The sequence below is a fragment of the Bacteriovorax sp. BAL6_X genome (assembly GCF_000443995.1).
In the GTDB taxonomy this organism is placed as follows: Bacteria; Bdellovibrionota; Bacteriovoracia; order Bacteriovoracales; family Bacteriovoracaceae; genus Halobacteriovorax_A.
Window position 1 is genome coordinate 242277 of sequence record NZ_AUMC01000006.1, and the last position, 17184, is coordinate 259460.

The window sequence follows — 17184 nt, forward strand, 5'->3', positions numbered from 1 at the left end:
GAAGTTTTTATGAACTCAAAAATTTCTCCAGAGAACCCACTTGGAGTTCTGGCCATTGATCACCTTGAATTCACATGTGACTCATTAGAGACGGCCACGAAAGAATTATTCTACACATTTGGTTTTTCTAAAACATATGAAAAGCAAAGTGAAAGCAAGGAGCTTTTCACTCAAGGTCAAGTTAGATTTCTTCTAACAGCACAAAAAGGTGGCCATGCAGAAACTTATTTCAAAAACCATGGTGAGGGTGTTTCGACAATTTCATTTCTTGTTGAAGATTGTGAATACGCATATAAGACTGCAATGGAGCGTGGTGCAGAGTCGCTTCAAGAAGTTATTATCACAGAAAATGAGCACGGTATTTACAAGTCTGCTCGTATTAAAGGCTTTGGGGATGTTGCCAATGAGTTTATTGAAAGACCTCGCTCATTCTTCCGTCCAGAGTACACAAAACTTGAAGAAGATCCAAAGGCACGTCCACTAGGTTCTCGAGTTGCCAGAATTGATCACCTAACAAATAATGTTCCTAAAGGTGAAATGAAAAAATGGGTTGAATTCTATGACCGTGTTTACGGGTTCAAAGTAACTCGTTACTTCGATATTAAAGGTTCAAAAACAGGCCTGAACTCAGAAGTTGTCCAACTTCCAAAGGGTGAAGTTATTATACCAATCAACGAACCAAAAGAAGCCGGTGGAAAGGATCAAATTCAAGAATTTCTTGATCGTCACAATGGTGCAGGTGTTCAGCATATTGCTCTAACTTGTGGAGATATTCTAACAACGGTTAAAGATTTAAGAGAAAGAGATATTAAGTTTCTCGATATTCCTCACTCATATTATGAGGGAATTTCTGGACGTGGAATTAATGTTACAGAAAGTCTTGAAGAGCTTGAGGACCGTCAACTACTTGTTGATGGAGATGAAGAAGGATACTTAATCCAAAACTTCACTGATACATATGTTGGTCCGCTATTTTTTGAATTTATTCAAAGAAAGAATCACAATGGATTTGGGGAAGGTAATTTCCAGGCCCTCTTTGATGCCATTGAAAGAGATCAAATGGCCAGAGGATACCTGGACTAAGCTAATTACTTAATACAACTGAAGATGCTTTGTTTTCGATAAGATCTCGAAGCAAAGCATCTTTTATCAATTGTCATATCTGACCAGGCCTTATAAGCACGATCGCGAATTGAATTAATCACTTCAACAAATCCTTCAAGGACTTCATATTCTGACTTATCAGAACACTCAAAGAAGAAGTTTTCACAAATAACTTCTTTAGAAATGATAATATCTTCTCGCTCTGTATTGATAACAATATGGGCCTCATGAAAAGGGCGAAAAGATTCAATTACGTGCGCACGCACATCTCTTGGTGAAACTTCTAAAGCAAATGACGCCTGAATTGCCAATGCTACAAGAATTACTTTGATTAATATTTTCATTTTCCACTCCGGGATCAGTATTTTTTTAGATGCGGCAATATAGACGAAAATCTAAAGGCAATGTTTATTATTGAAAGTATTTCACATAGCGTCATTGGAAACTGATATTTTTCATTAGATTAAACTAATATATGGTTTTACTTTATCTAAACCACTGAAAATACGTCAAGAAATGACTCGATAAGCCTATTCAAAAGACCCTTCATATCCCTACAATATTGGTTTAATTAACTAAAATTTAAACAATACGACGCAACTTCAAAGAAAGGATACTTATGTACAAGTTAATCGCCATTTATAAAATACCAAATGATATCGATGCATGGGAAAAACACTATGCAGAAGTCCACACTCCACTTGTTAAGAAAGTTCCAAGTATGAAAGAGCTACGCTTAAACCGCATCACGGGAACTCCACGTGGAGCTAGCGACCTACATGTTATAGCAGAGATGGTTTTTGAAAATAAAGATGACTTTAAAACAGGTATGAGCTCTGAAGAAAATATGGCATGTGGAAAAGATCTGTTTAACTTTGCTAAAGAGATCGTTTCTGTTCACTTCGCTAAAGAAGAAGTTATCACTCTTTAATAAGGAAAGTTTTAATGAGTAATATCCTTTGTGAATTTCCATATAACGGACACGAGCATATCGCCCTAGTAAAGCTTAATCGCCCTAAGGTTTTAAATGCTCTTTCAACAGACTTAATGAGAGAGCTTGTTGATAAATTATTTGAACTTGATGATAACCCACAAGTTCGTGTCATCATTCTAACTGGAGATGATCGCGCATTTGCCGCTGGTGCAGATATTGCACAAATGGTTGAAGCAACTCCAATTGATCAAATCAACGACAACCGTTTCCGCTCTTGGCAACAACTTGCTCAAATTACAAAACCAATCATTGCAGCCGTAAATGGTTTTGCACTTGGTGGTGGTTGTGAGCTAGCAATGCATTGTGATTTTATCATTGCAGGAGATAGCGCCAAGTTTGGTCAGCCAGAAATTAAAATTGGAACAACTCCAGGTGCAGGTGGAACCCAGAGGCTAACTCGTGCTCTTGGAAAATCGAAGGCCATGATGCTTGCTATGACAGGTGAAATGTTTGGAGCGAAAGAAGCAATGGATTGGGGCCTTGTAGCAAAGGTTGTCCCAAGCACTACTCTACTTCAAGAAACTTTTGAGGTAGCAAAAAATATCGCAAATAAAGCACCTGTTGCCATTAAGCTAATTAAAGAGTCTGTAAACAAGGCCTTTGAAATGAGTTTAAGTGATGGTGTTGATTTCGAAAGAAGAAATTTCTATCTCACGTTTGCAAGTAGCGACCAAAAAGAAGGGATGCGTGCTTTCTTAGAAAAACGTGATCCAGAATACAAAGGTATATAGTGATGTCAGAATATAATAATATCATCATTGAAAAAGAAGCCTTCACAGGTGTAATCACAATTGATCGTGAAGAAGTTTACGGTGCTCTATCAAAGGAAGCAAAGCTAGAAATTATTTCTGCGCTCCGTGCTTTAAATAAAGACAACGAAGTTGGCTGCATCATCCTGGCCTCCAAAGGTAAAGGGTTTTGTACAGGTCAGGACTTGAACGACCGTACGGTACAAGCAGGAGAAAAGCCAGTTGACCTAGGAGTCACACTTGAAACAGAGTGGAACCCACTTGTTAATGCAATAAAAAACTCAAAAAAGCTTGTTATTGCAGCAGTAGAGGGTGTTGTTGCAGGGGCCGGCGTCTCAGTAGCTCTTGCATGTGACTTAGTCGTGGCGAAACCAGGGATAAAGTTTGTTTCTGGTTTTTCAAAATTAGGACTGTGCCCAGATGCAGGATCAACTCATATGTTCACCCAAGCACTTGGGCCAAAAAAGGCAATGGAGTACTTTCTCTTTAATGCTCCCCTAACGAGTGAAGACCTTGAAGCAGCAGGACTTATTAATAAGGTAAGTGAAGAAGCATTTGCTGACGCGAAAGCTTGGGCCGGCCAAATTAATGCAATGGCACCACTTTCAGTAAAAGCAATCAAAGAAAATATCAGTGTTGCAATTGATAGCACTTCTAAAGAGTCAATGGATCGCGAAACTGCATACCAGAGGTTCTTAGGAAATAGTGAGGATTACAAAGAAGGCCTATCGGCATTCTTTGAAAAGAGACAAGCAAAGTTTTTAGGAAAATAAGAAGGAGGCCCTATGGCAGCAAGAGAATACACTCAAGAAGAATTACAATTATTTGAAGACATTCAAAATGGAAAGAAATTTGATAAGGGAGATGAGTTACCTCCTCTATATAAGAAGGCCCTAAGAAACCTTCTATGGATGCAACACGATTCAGAATACTCAGGTGCACTTGGTTATGCTCCATGGATTGAAAAGGCACCAACGATGCAAGAGAAAGTTGTTGTAGCTCAAATCGTTAAAGACGAAATGAGACATGCTTCTGTTTGCTACAGACTTCTAAAAGGCCTTGGTGAAGATGTTGATTCACATATCGAAAAATCAGAACTTGGCTTTAAGATGCCAGAAGATGAAGCACAGATTGGGTTCCAAAGATTAAAAGATGACTTCCGTGTAAACATCTTCTACTACGGTATTAACTTCTGGGAAGACTTCATTCTATTTAACTTCCTAATGGACAGGGCCGCTGGTCACCAACTAGAAGACACTCTTGATTCTAGCTACCTTCCTTGGAAAAAAGGTATTGAAGGAATCTATAAAGAAGAGATCATGCACCTTGCTCATGGAGATAAGTGGATCAAGATTCTTGCAGAAGGTGAAAATAAAGAATTCCTACAAGAAAGATTAAATATCTGGTGGCCACGTGTAATGAATGTATTTGGATCAACTAAAGGCCGCTCAAATGACCTATACGTAAAACTAGGTCTTAAAAAGAGAACAAATGCTGTTGTTCGTGATGTTTTTGTAAAAGAAGTAGAAGAGCTTTGTCAGCAAGCTGGCCTAGTTTTACCTGTTTACGACGAAGACGCACAACCACAAAGGCAATAATTTAATGAATATAAAAAGTGTACTAATTATTGGTGCAGGAACAATGGGGCGAGGAATCGCCCAGTGGTTTTGCCAACATGGTGTTAAGGTTGAGTTAATTGACCAACACCTAGAAATGGCCCAAGCAAGTGGTGATCTCATCCACTCTTCTTGGGACAAGTTACAAAGTAAGGGAAAGTTTGACGAAGCAGAAGTTGCTGCGTTTAAAACCAATTTAAGCATCGTTGAAATGAAAGATCATCTGATCGATCACGACCTTGTGATTGAAGCAATTGTCGAAAACCTTGATATCAAAAAACAAGTCTTTGCAAAACTTGATGAGATTATGAAAGAAGAAACGATCTTCTCTTCAAATACATCATCAATCCCAATCACAAAGATGGCAAAGGATCTATCAAAGTCTCGTCGAGAAAAATTTTTAGGACTACACTTCTTCAATCCAGCAACAATTATGAAACTTGTGGAGATCATCGAAACACCTTGGAGTTCAAAAGATTATGCACATGCCCTTTATGATTGGTTCGAGCGCTATGGTAAAAAGCCTGCTTTATGTAAGGACTCTCCAGGGTTTATCGTTAATCGTGTTGCCAGAAACTTTTACGGAGAAAGCTTTCACCGTCTCGAAAATTATGACCAAGAACAAGTAGCTGAAATTGACCGCGTCATGAAGAATGTAGGTGGATTTAGAATGGGGCCATTTGAATTAATGGACCTTATCGGAATTGATGTTAACTATGATGTCACACAGTCAGTTTGGGCCTCATACTATAACGAGCCTCGCTTCAGGCCACATAAAATCCAAAGAGAAATGGTTGATAGTGGCCGTATTGGACGTAAGGTAAAAGAGGGGTTCTACCGTTATGAATAAAACAATCTTAGTAAGTGATAACCACCCTCTTTATAAGAACGTCCTAGGAAGTGAATTCATTTCAATTGTCGTTGATCCGTATAGTATTAACACGCTCGATGGAGTTGACTTCGATGAAACTGACTTTATTATTGACCTAACATGCTTTGATCGCAATTCAAAGATGGACCTCTACGAGCATCTTGATATTGTTTTCGGTGGCCCAATCGTTTCTGACCTAACAGTTAACTGGGGTGAATACCTTATCTCACAATATGAAAATGTTCTCGGTGCAGTAGCGGCAGCTTTTTATTCACCAAAGAGCTGTTTCGAATTCTATATGAAAGATGACGTGATTGAAGAAGCAACATTTGATGTTTTTAAAAAACTTGGATTTGACTTAGAGATCGTTAACCACATTGGCATTGGTTTCACTTATCCAAGAGTTATTTCTCAAATTATTAATGAAGCATACTTTGCTAAAGAAGAGGCACTTGCCTCAAATGCTGATATTGATAAGGCGATGAAATTTGGAGTTAATTACCCTCTTGGCCCATTTGAGTGGTCGGAAAAAATTGGCGTTGAAAAGATCTTAATTCTTCTTGAAGAACTAAGAGAAATCACAGGTGATGCACGCTATCGTCCATCACGTCTATTAAGGATGAATCTATGAGTTTAAATAATAGAGACGCATACATTGTGTATGCAAAACGAACTCCAATTGGAAAACTTGGTGGAAGTCTAGCTCACCTACGTGTCGATGATATGTTGGCGAACCTATTTCGTGACTTCTCTCAAAACTTTGATTTTGATATGAAAGAAATCGACGATGTTATCGTTGGTTGTGCTAACCAGGCCGGAGAAGATAATCGCAACCTAGCAAGAATGGCAGCACTTCTTGGAGGTCTTCCGTACGAAGTTCCAGGAGTAACTCTTAACCGTCTTTGTGCTTCTTCACTTGATGCAATTATTGATGGTTGGTCACGAATTAACTTAGGAATGGCAGATTGCCTTCTCATTGGTGGTGCAGAAAGCATGACAAGAGCACCTCTTGTAATCTCAAAAGGATCAACTCCATTTGGGAGAGACTCACAAATGTTTGATACTACTTTTGGATGGCGATTTCCAAATAAGAAAATGGAAGAAATATTTCCTCTATTAGGAATGGGGCAAACTGCAGAAGAAGTTGTAACAAAACTTGGAATCTCTCGAGAAGACCAGGATCGATTCGCACTAGCTTCTCACCAAAAAGCATGTCAAGCATGGGAGAATGGAGAATTTAACGACGAAATTCTTCCTGTGGAAATTAAACTAAGAAAACAAACGCTTACGGTTGAAAAAGATGAAGGACCTCGTCCTTCAACAACTCTAGAGGCCTTAGCTGGACTTCGAGCAGTTTTTAAAAAAGATGGATCAGTAACGGCCGGAAACTCTTCAATGATGAACGACGGGGCAGCTTGTGTTGCCCTAGTCAGTGAAGATTTTTTAAAGCGTCACAACCTAACTCCTCTAGTAAAATTAACTGGTGCAGGAGTTCGAGGCATCCACCCAAGTATTATGGGCCTTGGTCCAGTAGAGTCAACAAAGAGACTAATGGATAAGTTTGGAAAGAAAGTTTCTGACTTTGATGTTGTCGAACTAAATGAAGCCTTTGCATCTCAATCACTTGGATGTATTCGAGAACTAGGTCTAGATGAATCAAAAATTAATCTACGTGGTGGAGCAATCTCACTTGGACACCCTCTAGGATGTTCAGGGGCAAGAATTGTAACAACCCTTACTCATATTATGAAAGACAATGTAAACCTTAAACAAGGTCTTGCGTCAATGTGTGTCGGTGTTGGGCAAGGTGTTTCTTTAAGTGTAGAGAATTGTAAATAGGAGAAAGATATGGATGAAATCAAATTATACATAAATGGAGAAATCCGCCCTTCTTCGGAAGGCAAAATGGTCGATTCAATTGACCCATCGAATGGTGAATTAGTGGCCAAGGTTCACATTCCATCAACGCAAGACCTTGAAGAGGCAGTACAATCCGCGAAGACAGCATTCTACAATAAAGAATGGCGCGAAATGACACCTGCTAAGCGTGGAGAAATTCTATTAAAAGTCTCAGAGCTTTTAAAAGAAAGAAAGCGTGACTTTATCGCACAAGAGATCAAGGATAGTGGCTCTACTTTTAGAAAAGCCGCCGCTGATCTTCATAACACAGCTAGCTTCTTTAAAGTTATGAGTAAAGTGGCAACAAACTTCAAGTTTGAACAACTTGATGAAAAGGCCACAAGAGCGGGCTTTTCCAAGAACACTCGTCGTTACGAACCAGTTGGTGTTTGTGCTCAAATTATTCCTTGGAACTTCCCTCTAGTCATGGCCGGTTGGAAAATTGGGCCAATCCTAGCAACTGGTTGTACAACAGTTCTAAAGTCAGCGATTGAAACTCCTGTAACAGCAATGATGCTTGCACAAGTTCTTATTGATGCTGGTGTACCTAAGGGTGTTGTTAATATCGTAACAGGTGGAGCTAAAGAAGGGCAATTTCTAGTAAGTCACAAAGATATCACCAAAGTTGCATTTACTGGATCGACGGCCGTTGGGCGAGAAATCCTAAAGCAAAGTGCACAAGAGATAAAGAATACGACAATGGAGCTTGGTGGAAAATCTGCTAATATCGTTTTAGACGATGCTGACCTCGATATTGCCGTTGATGGTGCTTTATACGCATTCCTCTATCATTCAGGTCAAGCTTGTGACTCAGGGACTCGCCTACTTGTTCAAGATGGCATCTATGATGAGTTCATGACAAAGTTCAAAGAAAGAATTGCTCAAGTTGCTATTGGCCCAACGCCTGAGAAGACAACAGGTTTCGGACCAGTAGTCTCAGAAAAGCAATTTAATACAATTATGAATTATATCAATAAGACTAAAGAAGAAGGTGCAAATCTTATTTATGGTGGTGAGCGTATCACAGATGGTGACTTTGCCAAGGGTTATTATATCCAACCAACAGCTTTTGAAATCACTCCGGATAATACTATTTGGCATGAAGAAATCTTCGGTCCGGTTGTTGGAATTACAAAATTTTCAACGCAAGAGGAAGCAATCTCATTAGCAAATAACTCAATTTACGGACTTGCTGGTGCTGTATGGTCAAAGAATGAAGATCGTGCGCTAAAACTAGCAAAAGAGATTGAAGCAGGTACTGTATGGATAAATGAGTATCACCTACTTAACCCAGGTATGCCATTTGGTGGCTTTAAACAATCTGGTATTGGACGTGAAATGGGTGAAGAAGGTATCAAGGCCTACCTTGAAGTGAAGCACCTATGGGAATCTGATTGCAATACTCGTGAAGGAAAAATGTGGTTTGATGCACTTTTTTAAATAGATAACAAAAGGTCTTCAATACGAAGGCCTTTTTTTATTTGTATAATACTTTCAGAGCAATACCACCAAAGACATCGTAAATTGAGAATGACTTTTCTAAATGACTTTCTCTAAACACAATATCGAGAGAGGTATCAATACACGTCGTGATAAAATCACGTCCATAAATCTCATAACTACGATTCAAGTAAGGTTGGAATTCACAGATCCTAACCCTTGGGTATTGATAAGGAATGCTTTCATAACTTAAAGCAAAGAATTCACGGTAACTAATAAAGTTTTCACCAATTCCAGCTAGTCTAGAAAAAACATGATCAATTTGACGATTATTAAACTTAAATAAATCTGCTAATTGCTTAGAGTGCTCTCCAGTACCAGGACGATAAACTGGTTCATTACAGTACCTAGCTTCGTCACTTCCTTCCACATCGAGATTAAATGATTTTAAGATACATTTAATCGGGGTTGCCAGAGTAAGAGTCGAGCCTTTTCTTCCGTGCATAAATCGTCTGAAGGTTTTATCTTCATTAATCGATCCATGAACAAGGCCTAGAACATTTCCTGTTCTCGTGTCAACAACTCCAGCACCCATTGAATCATCACGAATATTACAATTCTTCATAGCAACGGCCGAAGAGTCATCATTATTACTTGGAAAGAGAACATTATTATTTGTTTTTCGACAGTTATATCTCATACGGTTAAGTTCATAGCCTGTATTATCGAGCTTCTTCTTAATGAACCATAATTGATAGTAGCTAAAGTCACTCATCTTATTGTCAGAAACTTCTGCATAATTACCAGGAATCACTTCTTTAAATTTGATCGTAGTGAAGTTTCCATTATAAGTTTTTTCTTCATTGAATTGAGAATGACCAGCGAGAATTTCACCACACTGATAAACTCGGCCATTTGTAGTCTTTGCTGCAATTGAGCTACATTTTGCTTCGGCCACACAATGTGAAGGAACAACCATATGCTGTTCATCTGCCATGTAACCAGTACAGTAGGTTGGAAACTCACCTGCACTATTTATAAAAAGAATGAATGAGTCAGTACACTGTCCCTCTTCGAAACAGTCGAACTTAACCTTCGTTGAGGTCTCTAATTTCGAGGTCTGTCTCGTCACATTCTTTTTTAGACCATCTTCTCCACCAGGAGTTCCACATGAACATAGAACAAGCAGAGAGATAGTTACAAGTAATATTGCCTTAAGCAAAGTTCGTCTCCAAAAACTTCATTTAGTCTGGTTTTTTTACCATATGTAGGATTTTCAATAATGATATTGTAATTTATTCAAGAATTCTCGACACATAGTGGCGAATTCGACGATTTTAACGTATTCTTGTTAAATATGATGATCGTAAGTGCATGCTTGGCCGGAAAAAAGTGTCGATATGACGGAGAGCATAAAAAACAACAGCTTATAAGTGACCTCGTTGCCCAAGGCAAGGCCATCGCGGTATGCCCAGAAGAACTTGGAGGGCTTCCCACTCCTCGCCCACCAGCAGAAAACGTTGATGGAAAGCTCATTACAATTGACGGAGAAGATGTCAGTGTCAACTATGAACTAGGTGCCAAGAAGTCTTTAGAGATTGCATTGGAAAACTCATGTACCAAGGCCCTGTTAAAATCAAAGTCACCAATGTGCGGAGCTGGTCTTGTTTACGATGGTAACTTTGCAGGTAATCTCATCGAAGGTGACGGTGAGTTTACAAAGAAGCTAAAAGAGAACGGTATCCAAGTTCAAGCAATCGACTAATCCAAAGTTTTCATACATCTAACAAAGCTGTAACAACTCAATTACAAAATCATTTATGATGAACCTACTAGAGCACTAGGAGGGTCTAGATGAATGAATTAGAACTAAAGAAATTTCAAGCAAGAAATTTACAAGGACGAATGAAGCACCTCAGTCATCAACTTGAATACTTAAAAGTTAATCCTGAAGACTGGGAGAATTTTCAATCAATCATTAATATGAAGTTTAATCATCTTATCAATGATTCAATTTCCCTTGGAAGCGTTGAGGCAGCAAATTACCTTGCTCTCTTACAAAACCATTTAAATGAAAATTTTAATAGTGAAACGATCACAATCGTAAAAGATCAGTTTGACGAAGTTCTTGATGCATTGGATGGGCTTGGAGTTGAGTTATTGATTAATACTGAGTCTCAATCGGAATTTACGCACTAGGTGCCATGCACCTTTGGTTTCGCATGTGCGAAACCAAAGGTGCATGGCACATAAAAAAGCCCCGCATTCGCGGGGCCATCCTTTTGCAGTAATTATTGTGGTTTTAATTAACCAATTAGTTTTAAAGCTGCAGCACCTTGAGAGTTAGACTGAGCAAGTACTGAAGAACCAGCGTTAACAAGAATATCATTCTTAGCTTTCTTCGCTGTCTCAGCTGCATAATCAGTGTCTCTGATACGAGAGTTAGCAGCACTTAAGTTTTCTGAACTGATTTGTAGGTTGTTAATTGTAGAATTTAATCTATTTTGCTTAGCACCTAGCTCAGCTCTTTGCCCTGCGATACTTTCGATTGCAGAGTCTAGGTTTGCAAGTGCAGATTGAGCACCTTCTTTTGATCCAACTTGAAGATCAGCAACACCTAAGTTTTCAAGAGAAGAATTTAAAACATTCGTATCAAATTGAATTCTATCTTGAAAGTCATCATTATTAATACCGATTTGGATATCAAACTTATCACCAGAACCAGTTAGAAGTTTCTTTCCATTAAATTCAGTAACTTCTGAAATTCTTTGGATCTCTTGCTTAAGGTTTTGATATTCAAGATCTGTAAACTGTCTCTCAGTGTCACCTACTGTGTCCGATGCAGCTTGTACAGATAGTTCTCTTAGTCTTACTAAGATGTTTGATACTTCATTCAAACCACCTTCTGCGATTTGAATCATTGAAATACCGTCACTCGCGTTTCTTTCTGCTTGATTAGTAGATCTAATTTGCCCTTTTAATTTTTCAGAAATTGCTAGACCTGCAGCATCGTCAGCTGAACGTACAATTCTTGTACCAGATGATAGTTTTTCTAATGACTTTGATTGAGCTGAATTTGATTGACCTAATGATCTTTGTGCAGCTAAAGACGTTACATTTGTGTTAATACGCATACCCATTGTGATACCTCCGTGATCTATTTCCCCCCCGTACTCAGGGTTGTCCCGACCATTGGAACAATGAGCATACTGCTCTTGTGAATTTTATTAACTTTTTAATTAAGTCTTCTGACCTAACATGAATCTTCTCGGAGGTAAAAATTAAAGCTTTAGGAAAATATTAAATTATTTTATATATTTTTTTACATATTCTAAAATTAAGAAAATCCTCCAATATCCTTAATATTTTTGGCCTCTATAATGATAAGTTTATAAATAAAATAAACAAAACACCGATAATATCCTATATGGAAGAAGGGAAACCACTCATATTTCTTGAGCCTCTTACTGAAACAGTAAAGAAGCTCAAGAGCACGATTGAAGCATCTGCGCAAGCAGAAGGTATCGAAATCTATGAAGTTGATAGTCCTGAGGAATATAATCAACTAATCCCTACTATTGGCCAGTCACTCACAATTGCTTGTAGTCCTAAGAAGACTGCCCAATGTATTCAGCCCCTAAGAAAGTTCATTCTCAAGAGTAATGTTAAGGTACTTTTAATTAATTCGAAGTCCATTCCACCTAAAACGCTAGAGAAGTTTAGAAAGATAGGTCTTACTGAATATATTCAAGAACCTGTTCCGGCTAAAACATTAGAATATAAAGTTAATCTTATTCTAAGATCTCTAAAGAAAGCAGAAGAATCCGCAGAGATGGAGCTAAAAAGTGGTGAGGAAAAATCGCTTGCACCTGAAAGTAATTATGAAGATAAGAAAGAGGCCGAACGAAAGAACAACGGTGGGCACCTGCAAGGCAAGGTTGCTAAGGCCACACCTCAAAAAGACAATAAAGATGTCTTTGATGACAGTACTTATACAGACTATAGTGATGAAGATGAGATTGAACAGCGAGGAATGTCATTAAAAGAGTTAAATGCTCATCAAAAACAAAATAACCAGGAACGAGGTAACCTAAAAGGATCAGTTAATAAGAGTGATCAGCAAAGTGCATCTCCTGAGATTAACTTTGAAGAGGACCTCTTTAAAAGTCTTGAGCAACAGTCTAGTAAATCGAATAAGGACCTTGGTGGTAACTTAAAGGGTCAAACATCTCCTACTTTAGATCATCCTGAAAAAAATAAGGACGACTTTGGAGATGATCTCCTAAAAAGTCTTGATGATGTAAAAAAGAGTTCACAAAAATCTGATGAACCTACTGGACAACTAAAAGGAAGCCTCACTCCAACAATGGATGATGTTGAAGATGATGCAACAGAAGAAGACCTTTTTAAAAACCTCGATAGTTTAAAGAAGTCAGCAAATAAAGCAGATAATCTAGGGGGCTCCCTTCAAGGAAATATGTCTCCGACATTAGATGATGTTGAAGACGAAAAAGATGCTGATGAGGATCTATTTGCTGGCCTCGATAAAGTAAAGAAGTCTGCAAATAAATCAGAAGATCTTGATGACCAACTTCAAGGAGTCATCTCCCCTACACTAGATGATGTAGATGATGAAAGGGAACCTGATGAAGATCTCTTTGCAAGCCTTGATAATGTAAAAAAATCTAATTTTAATGAAAAGAAGAGTACCCCAAGCCTAAAAGGCAAGATTGATCCGACACCAGATGATATTAATAATGATGACCTTGACGACGATCTACTTAAGGCTTTGAATGAACTACAGTCCAATCGAGGTACCACTAGGCCATCAGAGAAACTAAATTCTAATGATTCGCTAAATGATGAGCTTATTGATAATGAAAAAGGCTTAGAAAGAAAACATAAGAATGGTTCCGAAATGGGTAACACTAACAAAGGGACAGCACAAGAAAATGACAAAAAGAGTAGTGACGAGGACGATCTTTTCGCTTCTCTTGATGCATACTCGAAAGAGAAGAATAAAAGATATGAAAATGTTCACAACCTTGACCTAGCTAGAGAAGATGAAAAAGAGCAAGAGGAAGAATTAAATGCTAAAGGCCCGACAATTGAATATGAGAAAAAAGGTGGTCTTGGAGAGCAGACTATCGATTATAGTAACCTCGACAAGCAACCGGAGTATGATGGTGGTACAAAAGAAGAGTTAGAGATCAAGTTCACAGAGGGCGATGCCCTTGCTAATAAAAACAATAATGATGATGCCACTCGCCTTGCTCAAGAACTAAAGCAACAAGAGGAAGGTAGAAAAGAAGAGGAAGCAAGACAAAAGGCGCTTGATACCGAACGCGCCAAAGCTTTAGCAGAAGCAGAAGCAGAAAGGCTTCAAGATGAAAAAGATATAGAAGATGCGCTTGGGTCCATCTTTGTTCCCGATCCTAAGGATATGAACTTTTTTATCGAGGCCATGAATTTTGTAATTGATGGGGATAGCATCAAAAACTTCACAAATGAATATATAAACACCTTCTGCCAAGGAACTGTCGTTGTATATAATATCCAAAATGAATGTATTCTGGGCAATGAAGACGTAGATGATCGATTTGATGACATAAAGAATGTCTTAAAGGCCAAGAGAAAGCCTAGTTGGAATGATACGACTTTTCAAAGTGAGCTTCTCTATTATCACATCCCTATTATAGAAAATGGGCAGTATCATAACTTTCTACTTTTTTTAACTTCAAAAGATGAGGTTGCGAGAGCTAGTGAGACCCCGAAGAGAGTCGAGTTATGCCTCCAAGTAATGAAAGGTAGTTACCTAAGTGGAGAGGATCGGGCCTCAACAAAAGTAACATCAAAAAAGAGTCATTCTATTACTGATTCAGTCAGTGGACTTTTTAGAGGTATCTTTGGAGGCAAGAAATGAGAGCATACTTCTTTATTAAATTAAGTTCCCTTAGAGACATTAAGACTTTTGCTTTCTCACTCTATATCTATAATTTAAAAGATAAAACCTATAACTTATCTCTAAAGGCCAATACGCCTTTAACAAAAGATAGTTATGAACTGCTTCGCTATATTGAAGAAAGTAAGAAAGGAAAAATTGCAGTCAAGCTTTCTCAACGAATGACATATCTGGCAACTGTCGGAGAGCTTGAAAAGATTGAATCTAAAGTAATTGAAAAAACTAAACAAAAAATTGAAGTTCTCAAGGAGTATGAGAATATCATTGAAGAACAGCGAATCAGTGAACATATCGCACTACCTCCCCTTCGTAGTATGGTATCAAAGGCAATTGATAAGGATGATTTCCTACCTATTATTTTAAGGGCGCAAAAAGAGATAATGCTTTTTTCTATTGATATAGGCCATACTGTATCTCTTGCACGACACTTTGCAGGTGTTCATCTGAATAAAGATAATCTGACTAATCGTATTGTCTCACTAAGTTACTTCTTTGCTAAGAAACTCATGATAGACAAGCCTAGTGACTTAGCGGATCTAGTATGCGCTTCTTTTTTAGCAAATATTGGCCTGACTCAAATATCTCCTAATATCATTCACGGCAACCACACCGAAATAACAGCAGACCAAAGAGAACAATATTATAAGCATGTTAAATTCAGTCGTATGTTCATTGAGCAAAGTGGAATTGAGCTTAGTGACACATGTAAGAAGCTAATCGATACTCATCACGAAAAATATGATGGTACAGGAATGCCAGATCAGATCTCCCAAGCAGGTCTTAACCTTAGCAGTGAGATCCTTGAGTTTATCTCCCACATTATGGAGTTTAGCGACGGTTTAATCACTGGAGAAAAGACATCACTAAGTAGTGTTGTCTATATGATTGATGCGGGCGCTGGCGTAAATGGCCTAAATATTAACTATAGTGGGCGAATAAGGCCTCATATTACAAGTGTTTTAAATCTCTAGTTAAACGTTCCGTAAGGAAGAGTATTGCGCCCCATCCAAGTATGAAGGTTTGCCTGAATCTTAATATCTTCATCATTCTTACTATCCATTACTTCAATCTTTGCAAAAGTTAGCTGAGTTGTACCTGTTCCTTTCCCAAAATCAAGATTATACATACGAGTCCATGTTCCCGTATTAATAAATGTTTTACCGTTAGAGTATGTACGGCAAATAGGCTCATGAGTGTGACCTACAATTAGAACGTCTGTATCCTCGGCCTGTTGTAGATAGTCGAACGTAAGAGATTCATAGTCCTGAAAAAGTGTAAGTTCTTTAAAGAAGAGCTTCAGCCAGTCACCAAAATTATCGCTTATTTTAAAGAGAAAAATCGAACGCACCATAATGAAGTAGATTACATTTGCCAACATAAACCTAAGAGTAAAGAATGTGTCGTAAATAAGCCCATTAATAAGAAACTTATTAATTGGTCTTACTGCATTAACATGATCACGCTCTTCCTTAAATTTATTGATAACTCTTGTGACGTAGTATGATCCCCATGGAGGATTAAAATATCTCTTACCTGACTCATCTTCAATTATACAATGTTCTTCATCAAAAGTATGGGCAATCTCGTACTCGTGTCCATGCTTTAAGACAACTCGATCGGCCGGACGATAATCATCGTTAAGATGGCGAATTTCAAAGCGAGATCGAACACTCTCTTCAAAACATTCTAGGACTAAGTCCTGTAATGATTTAAAGACTAGCTCAGCATCGTGATTTCCTATAATAAAAGTTATCTTCTTATTCTTTGCCTTAAGAAAGTCATTTAAACCTTGCATAACTTCTTTATGAGCCTCTAGTATCATCTTTAGTTTCTTTAAAGACGACTCTTCTGACCAAAACTCATCATCATAGACTTTAATATAAGGAACCGCCAATAGATCGAAGAAGTCACCATTGATAATTAACTCGACATCTTTATTGGCATATTCCTCTTTACTAAAGTATTCAAGAAAGTCCACTAGTTCTTCATCGTAGTGAAAATCCTCTAGATAATTTCTTACACCATCTACATATTCACCTGCTCCTAAATGAACATCAGAAATTACAATAATAGTTTTTTTTGAATTATTTTTGCGAAGGAATCTCATACGCCGATTTACCTATATTCAAGACTACTTTCTGAAAAGCAGGGTCTAGTGGAACGAAGAAAAATTTCTTCTTAGTATTAAAGTCAAATTCAGTACTTACTTCCATATCAGACTTAACAGTAATAAATTCTAAATTTTTGTCATTCTCATCAATAAACTTCCCTCGAATGGGAGTAAGAGTTTTATTCTGAACAATAACCGAAACTCTTCCATTTCTCATCTTGGCAGGAGAGATAACTTTATAATAACTAGGCATGGCCGTCACAATAAATGCTTCAGACCTCTCCATTCTCTGCTGAGCATAGACTTCATAAGGTAATAAAAAGCTAAATATAAGGGAGAAGAGGCAGGTTAATTGTTTATTATTCATGTTTATATTGTAACTTTTTAATAGTTTACCGATTACAGCTGGCAAAGCTTACCTAGTAATTGTCTAATGTAC

Annotated in this window: 18 protein-coding genes; 13 read left to right on the forward strand and 5 right to left on the reverse strand. The window is 37.9% G+C overall.

The annotated features are described in order from the left end of the window. The first annotated feature begins 9 nt into the window (after positions 1 to 9). Positions 10 to 1083: a 4-hydroxyphenylpyruvate dioxygenase gene (gene hppD, locus M902_RS05445; RefSeq protein ID WP_021266726.1), complete on the forward strand. Its 1074-nt coding sequence runs from the start codon at positions 10 to 12 to the stop codon at positions 1081 to 1083. 5 nt (positions 1084 to 1088) lie between these two features. On the opposite strand, the gene M902_RS05450 is transcribed toward hppD, so the two are convergent. Then, complete coding sequence (locus tag M902_RS05450; protein WP_021266657.1) at positions 1089 to 1448, reverse strand: hypothetical protein; 360 nt, start codon at positions 1446 to 1448, stop codon at positions 1089 to 1091. A 275-nt stretch (positions 1449 to 1723) separates the two neighbouring features. Between M902_RS05450 and M902_RS05455 the strand changes: the two genes are divergently transcribed. Genes M902_RS05455 through M902_RS05490 form a run of 8 tightly spaced genes read left to right on the forward strand, consistent with a single transcriptional unit; the run spans position 1724 to position 8673 of the window. Continuing rightward, positions 1724 to 2035 carry an EthD family reductase gene (locus M902_RS05455; protein ID WP_021266832.1) on the forward strand — a complete coding sequence of 104 codons (312 nt, stop codon included), beginning with the start codon at positions 1724 to 1726 and terminating at the stop codon, positions 2033 to 2035. A gap of 14 nt (positions 2036 to 2049) precedes the next feature. Further along, a complete protein-coding gene (locus M902_RS05460; protein ID WP_021266851.1) occupies positions 2050 to 2829 on the forward strand; it encodes an enoyl-CoA hydratase-related protein in 780 nt (259 codons plus the stop codon). A 2-nt stretch (positions 2830 to 2831) separates the two neighbouring features. Continuing rightward, positions 2832 to 3620 carry an enoyl-CoA hydratase/isomerase family protein gene (locus tag M902_RS05465; RefSeq protein ID WP_021266830.1) on the forward strand — a complete coding sequence of 263 codons (789 nt, stop codon included), beginning with the start codon at positions 2832 to 2834 and terminating at the stop codon, positions 3618 to 3620. Between the two features lie 12 nt (positions 3621 to 3632). After that, positions 3633 to 4445 (forward strand): Phenylacetic acid catabolic protein, encoded by an 813-nt coding sequence (locus M902_RS05470; RefSeq protein WP_021266762.1) that lies wholly within the window; start codon positions 3633 to 3635, stop codon positions 4443 to 4445. A 4-nt stretch (positions 4446 to 4449) separates the two neighbouring features. Next, positions 4450 to 5313, forward strand: coding sequence for a 3-hydroxyacyl-CoA dehydrogenase NAD-binding domain-containing protein (locus tag M902_RS05475; protein ID WP_021266679.1), 864 nt, complete (start codon positions 4450 to 4452; stop codon positions 5311 to 5313). After that, positions 5306 to 5965, forward strand: a complete 660-nt coding sequence (locus M902_RS15785; RefSeq protein ID WP_021266621.1) for a 3-hydroxyacyl-CoA dehydrogenase family protein — start codon at positions 5306 to 5308, stop codon at positions 5963 to 5965. Before M902_RS05475 ends, M902_RS15785 begins: the two co-directional genes overlap by 8 nt. Beyond that, a complete protein-coding gene (locus tag M902_RS05485) occupies positions 5962 to 7173 on the forward strand; it encodes a thiolase family protein (protein WP_021266946.1) in 1212 nt (403 codons plus the stop codon). The genes M902_RS15785 and M902_RS05485 overlap by 4 nt, the downstream gene beginning before the upstream one ends. A gap of 9 nt (positions 7174 to 7182) precedes the next feature. Continuing rightward, positions 7183 to 8673, forward strand: a complete 1491-nt coding sequence (locus M902_RS05490) for an aldehyde dehydrogenase (RefSeq protein WP_021267051.1) — start codon at positions 7183 to 7185, stop codon at positions 8671 to 8673. 37 nt (positions 8674 to 8710) lie between these two features. Here M902_RS05490 and M902_RS05495 read toward each other — a convergent pair whose 3' ends face one another. After that, positions 8711 to 9895, reverse strand: a complete 1185-nt coding sequence (locus M902_RS05495; RefSeq protein WP_021267072.1) for a hypothetical protein — start codon at positions 9893 to 9895, stop codon at positions 8711 to 8713. Positions 9896 to 10030: 135 nt separating this feature from the next. On the opposite strand from M902_RS05495, the gene M902_RS05500 reads away from it, so the two are divergent. Both M902_RS05500 and M902_RS05505 read left to right on the forward strand, forming a co-directional pair. Then, entirely contained in the window at positions 10031 to 10438 is a 408-nt protein-coding gene (locus tag M902_RS05500; RefSeq protein ID WP_021266610.1) for a DUF523 domain-containing protein, read from the forward strand. Positions 10439 to 10527: 89 nt separating this feature from the next. Continuing rightward, on the forward strand, positions 10528 to 10872 hold the full coding sequence (locus M902_RS05505; protein ID WP_021266592.1) for a hypothetical protein: 345 nt from the start codon (positions 10528 to 10530) through the stop codon (positions 10870 to 10872). Between the two features lie 107 nt (positions 10873 to 10979). Here M902_RS05505 and M902_RS05510 read toward each other — a convergent pair whose 3' ends face one another. Beyond that, the gene (locus M902_RS05510) at positions 10980 to 11813 is read right to left on the reverse strand and encodes a flagellin (RefSeq protein ID WP_021266720.1); all 834 of its coding nucleotides are present in this window, start codon (positions 11811 to 11813) and stop codon (positions 10980 to 10982) included. A gap of 287 nt (positions 11814 to 12100) precedes the next feature. Between M902_RS05510 and M902_RS05515 the strand changes: the two genes are divergently transcribed. Both M902_RS05515 and M902_RS05520 read left to right on the forward strand, forming a co-directional pair. Next, entirely contained in the window at positions 12101 to 14596 is a 2496-nt protein-coding gene (locus M902_RS05515; protein ID WP_021266972.1) for a hypothetical protein, read from the forward strand. Beyond that, on the forward strand, positions 14593 to 15606 hold the full coding sequence (locus M902_RS05520) for an HD domain-containing phosphohydrolase (RefSeq protein WP_021266888.1): 1014 nt from the start codon (positions 14593 to 14595) through the stop codon (positions 15604 to 15606). The genes M902_RS05515 and M902_RS05520 overlap by 4 nt, the downstream gene beginning before the upstream one ends. On the opposite strand, the gene M902_RS05525 is transcribed toward M902_RS05520, so the two are convergent. Together M902_RS05525 and M902_RS05530 are read right to left on the reverse strand one after the other, a co-directional pair. Then, positions 15603 to 16742 (reverse strand): metallophosphoesterase, encoded by a 1140-nt coding sequence (locus M902_RS05525; protein WP_021266787.1) that lies wholly within the window; start codon positions 16740 to 16742, stop codon positions 15603 to 15605. The genes M902_RS05520 and M902_RS05525 overlap by 4 nt on opposite strands. Continuing rightward, entirely contained in the window at positions 16720 to 17112 is a 393-nt protein-coding gene (locus M902_RS05530; RefSeq protein WP_156979726.1) for a hypothetical protein, read from the reverse strand. The genes M902_RS05525 and M902_RS05530 overlap by 23 nt, the downstream gene beginning before the upstream one ends. Between the last annotated feature and the right edge of the window lie 72 nt (positions 17113 to 17184).

What these genes read in the sequence shown, in the direction of transcription:
- M902_RS05485 (WP_021266946.1), top strand. Translation starts at nt 5,962, where the DNA reads ATGAGTTTAAATAATAGAGACGCATACATTGTGTATGCAAAACGAACT.
- M902_RS05515 (WP_021266972.1), top strand. Translation starts at nt 12,101, where the DNA reads ATGGAAGAAGGGAAACCACTCATATTTCTTGAGCCTCTTACTGAAACA.
- M902_RS05530 (WP_156979726.1), bottom strand. Translation starts at nt 17,112, where the DNA reads ATGAATAATAAACAATTAACCTGCCTCTTCTCCCTTATATTTAGCTTT.
- M902_RS15785 (WP_021266621.1), top strand. Translation starts at nt 5,306, where the DNA reads ATGAATAAAACAATCTTAGTAAGTGATAACCACCCTCTTTATAAGAAC.
- M902_RS05465 (WP_021266830.1), top strand. Translation starts at nt 2,832, where the DNA reads ATGTCAGAATATAATAATATCATCATTGAAAAAGAAGCCTTCACAGGT.
- M902_RS05455 (WP_021266832.1), top strand. Translation starts at nt 1,724, where the DNA reads ATGTACAAGTTAATCGCCATTTATAAAATACCAAATGATATCGATGCA.
- M902_RS05470 (WP_021266762.1), top strand. Translation starts at nt 3,633, where the DNA reads ATGGCAGCAAGAGAATACACTCAAGAAGAATTACAATTATTTGAAGAC.
- M902_RS05490 (WP_021267051.1), top strand. Translation starts at nt 7,183, where the DNA reads ATGGATGAAATCAAATTATACATAAATGGAGAAATCCGCCCTTCTTCG.
- M902_RS05450 (WP_021266657.1), bottom strand. Translation starts at nt 1,448, where the DNA reads ATGAAAATATTAATCAAAGTAATTCTTGTAGCATTGGCAATTCAGGCG.
- M902_RS05475 (WP_021266679.1), top strand. Translation starts at nt 4,450, where the DNA reads ATGAATATAAAAAGTGTACTAATTATTGGTGCAGGAACAATGGGGCGA.
- hppD (WP_021266726.1), top strand. Translation starts at nt 10, where the DNA reads ATGAACTCAAAAATTTCTCCAGAGAACCCACTTGGAGTTCTGGCCATT.
- M902_RS05500 (WP_021266610.1), top strand. Translation starts at nt 10,031, where the DNA reads ATGATGATCGTAAGTGCATGCTTGGCCGGAAAAAAGTGTCGATATGAC.
- M902_RS05525 (WP_021266787.1), bottom strand. Translation starts at nt 16,742, where the DNA reads ATGAGATTCCTTCGCAAAAATAATTCAAAAAAAACTATTATTGTAATT.
- M902_RS05505 (WP_021266592.1), top strand. Translation starts at nt 10,528, where the DNA reads ATGAATGAATTAGAACTAAAGAAATTTCAAGCAAGAAATTTACAAGGA.
- M902_RS05520 (WP_021266888.1), top strand. Translation starts at nt 14,593, where the DNA reads ATGAGAGCATACTTCTTTATTAAATTAAGTTCCCTTAGAGACATTAAG.
- M902_RS05510 (WP_021266720.1), bottom strand. Translation starts at nt 11,813, where the DNA reads ATGGGTATGCGTATTAACACAAATGTAACGTCTTTAGCTGCACAAAGA.
- M902_RS05460 (WP_021266851.1), top strand. Translation starts at nt 2,050, where the DNA reads ATGAGTAATATCCTTTGTGAATTTCCATATAACGGACACGAGCATATC.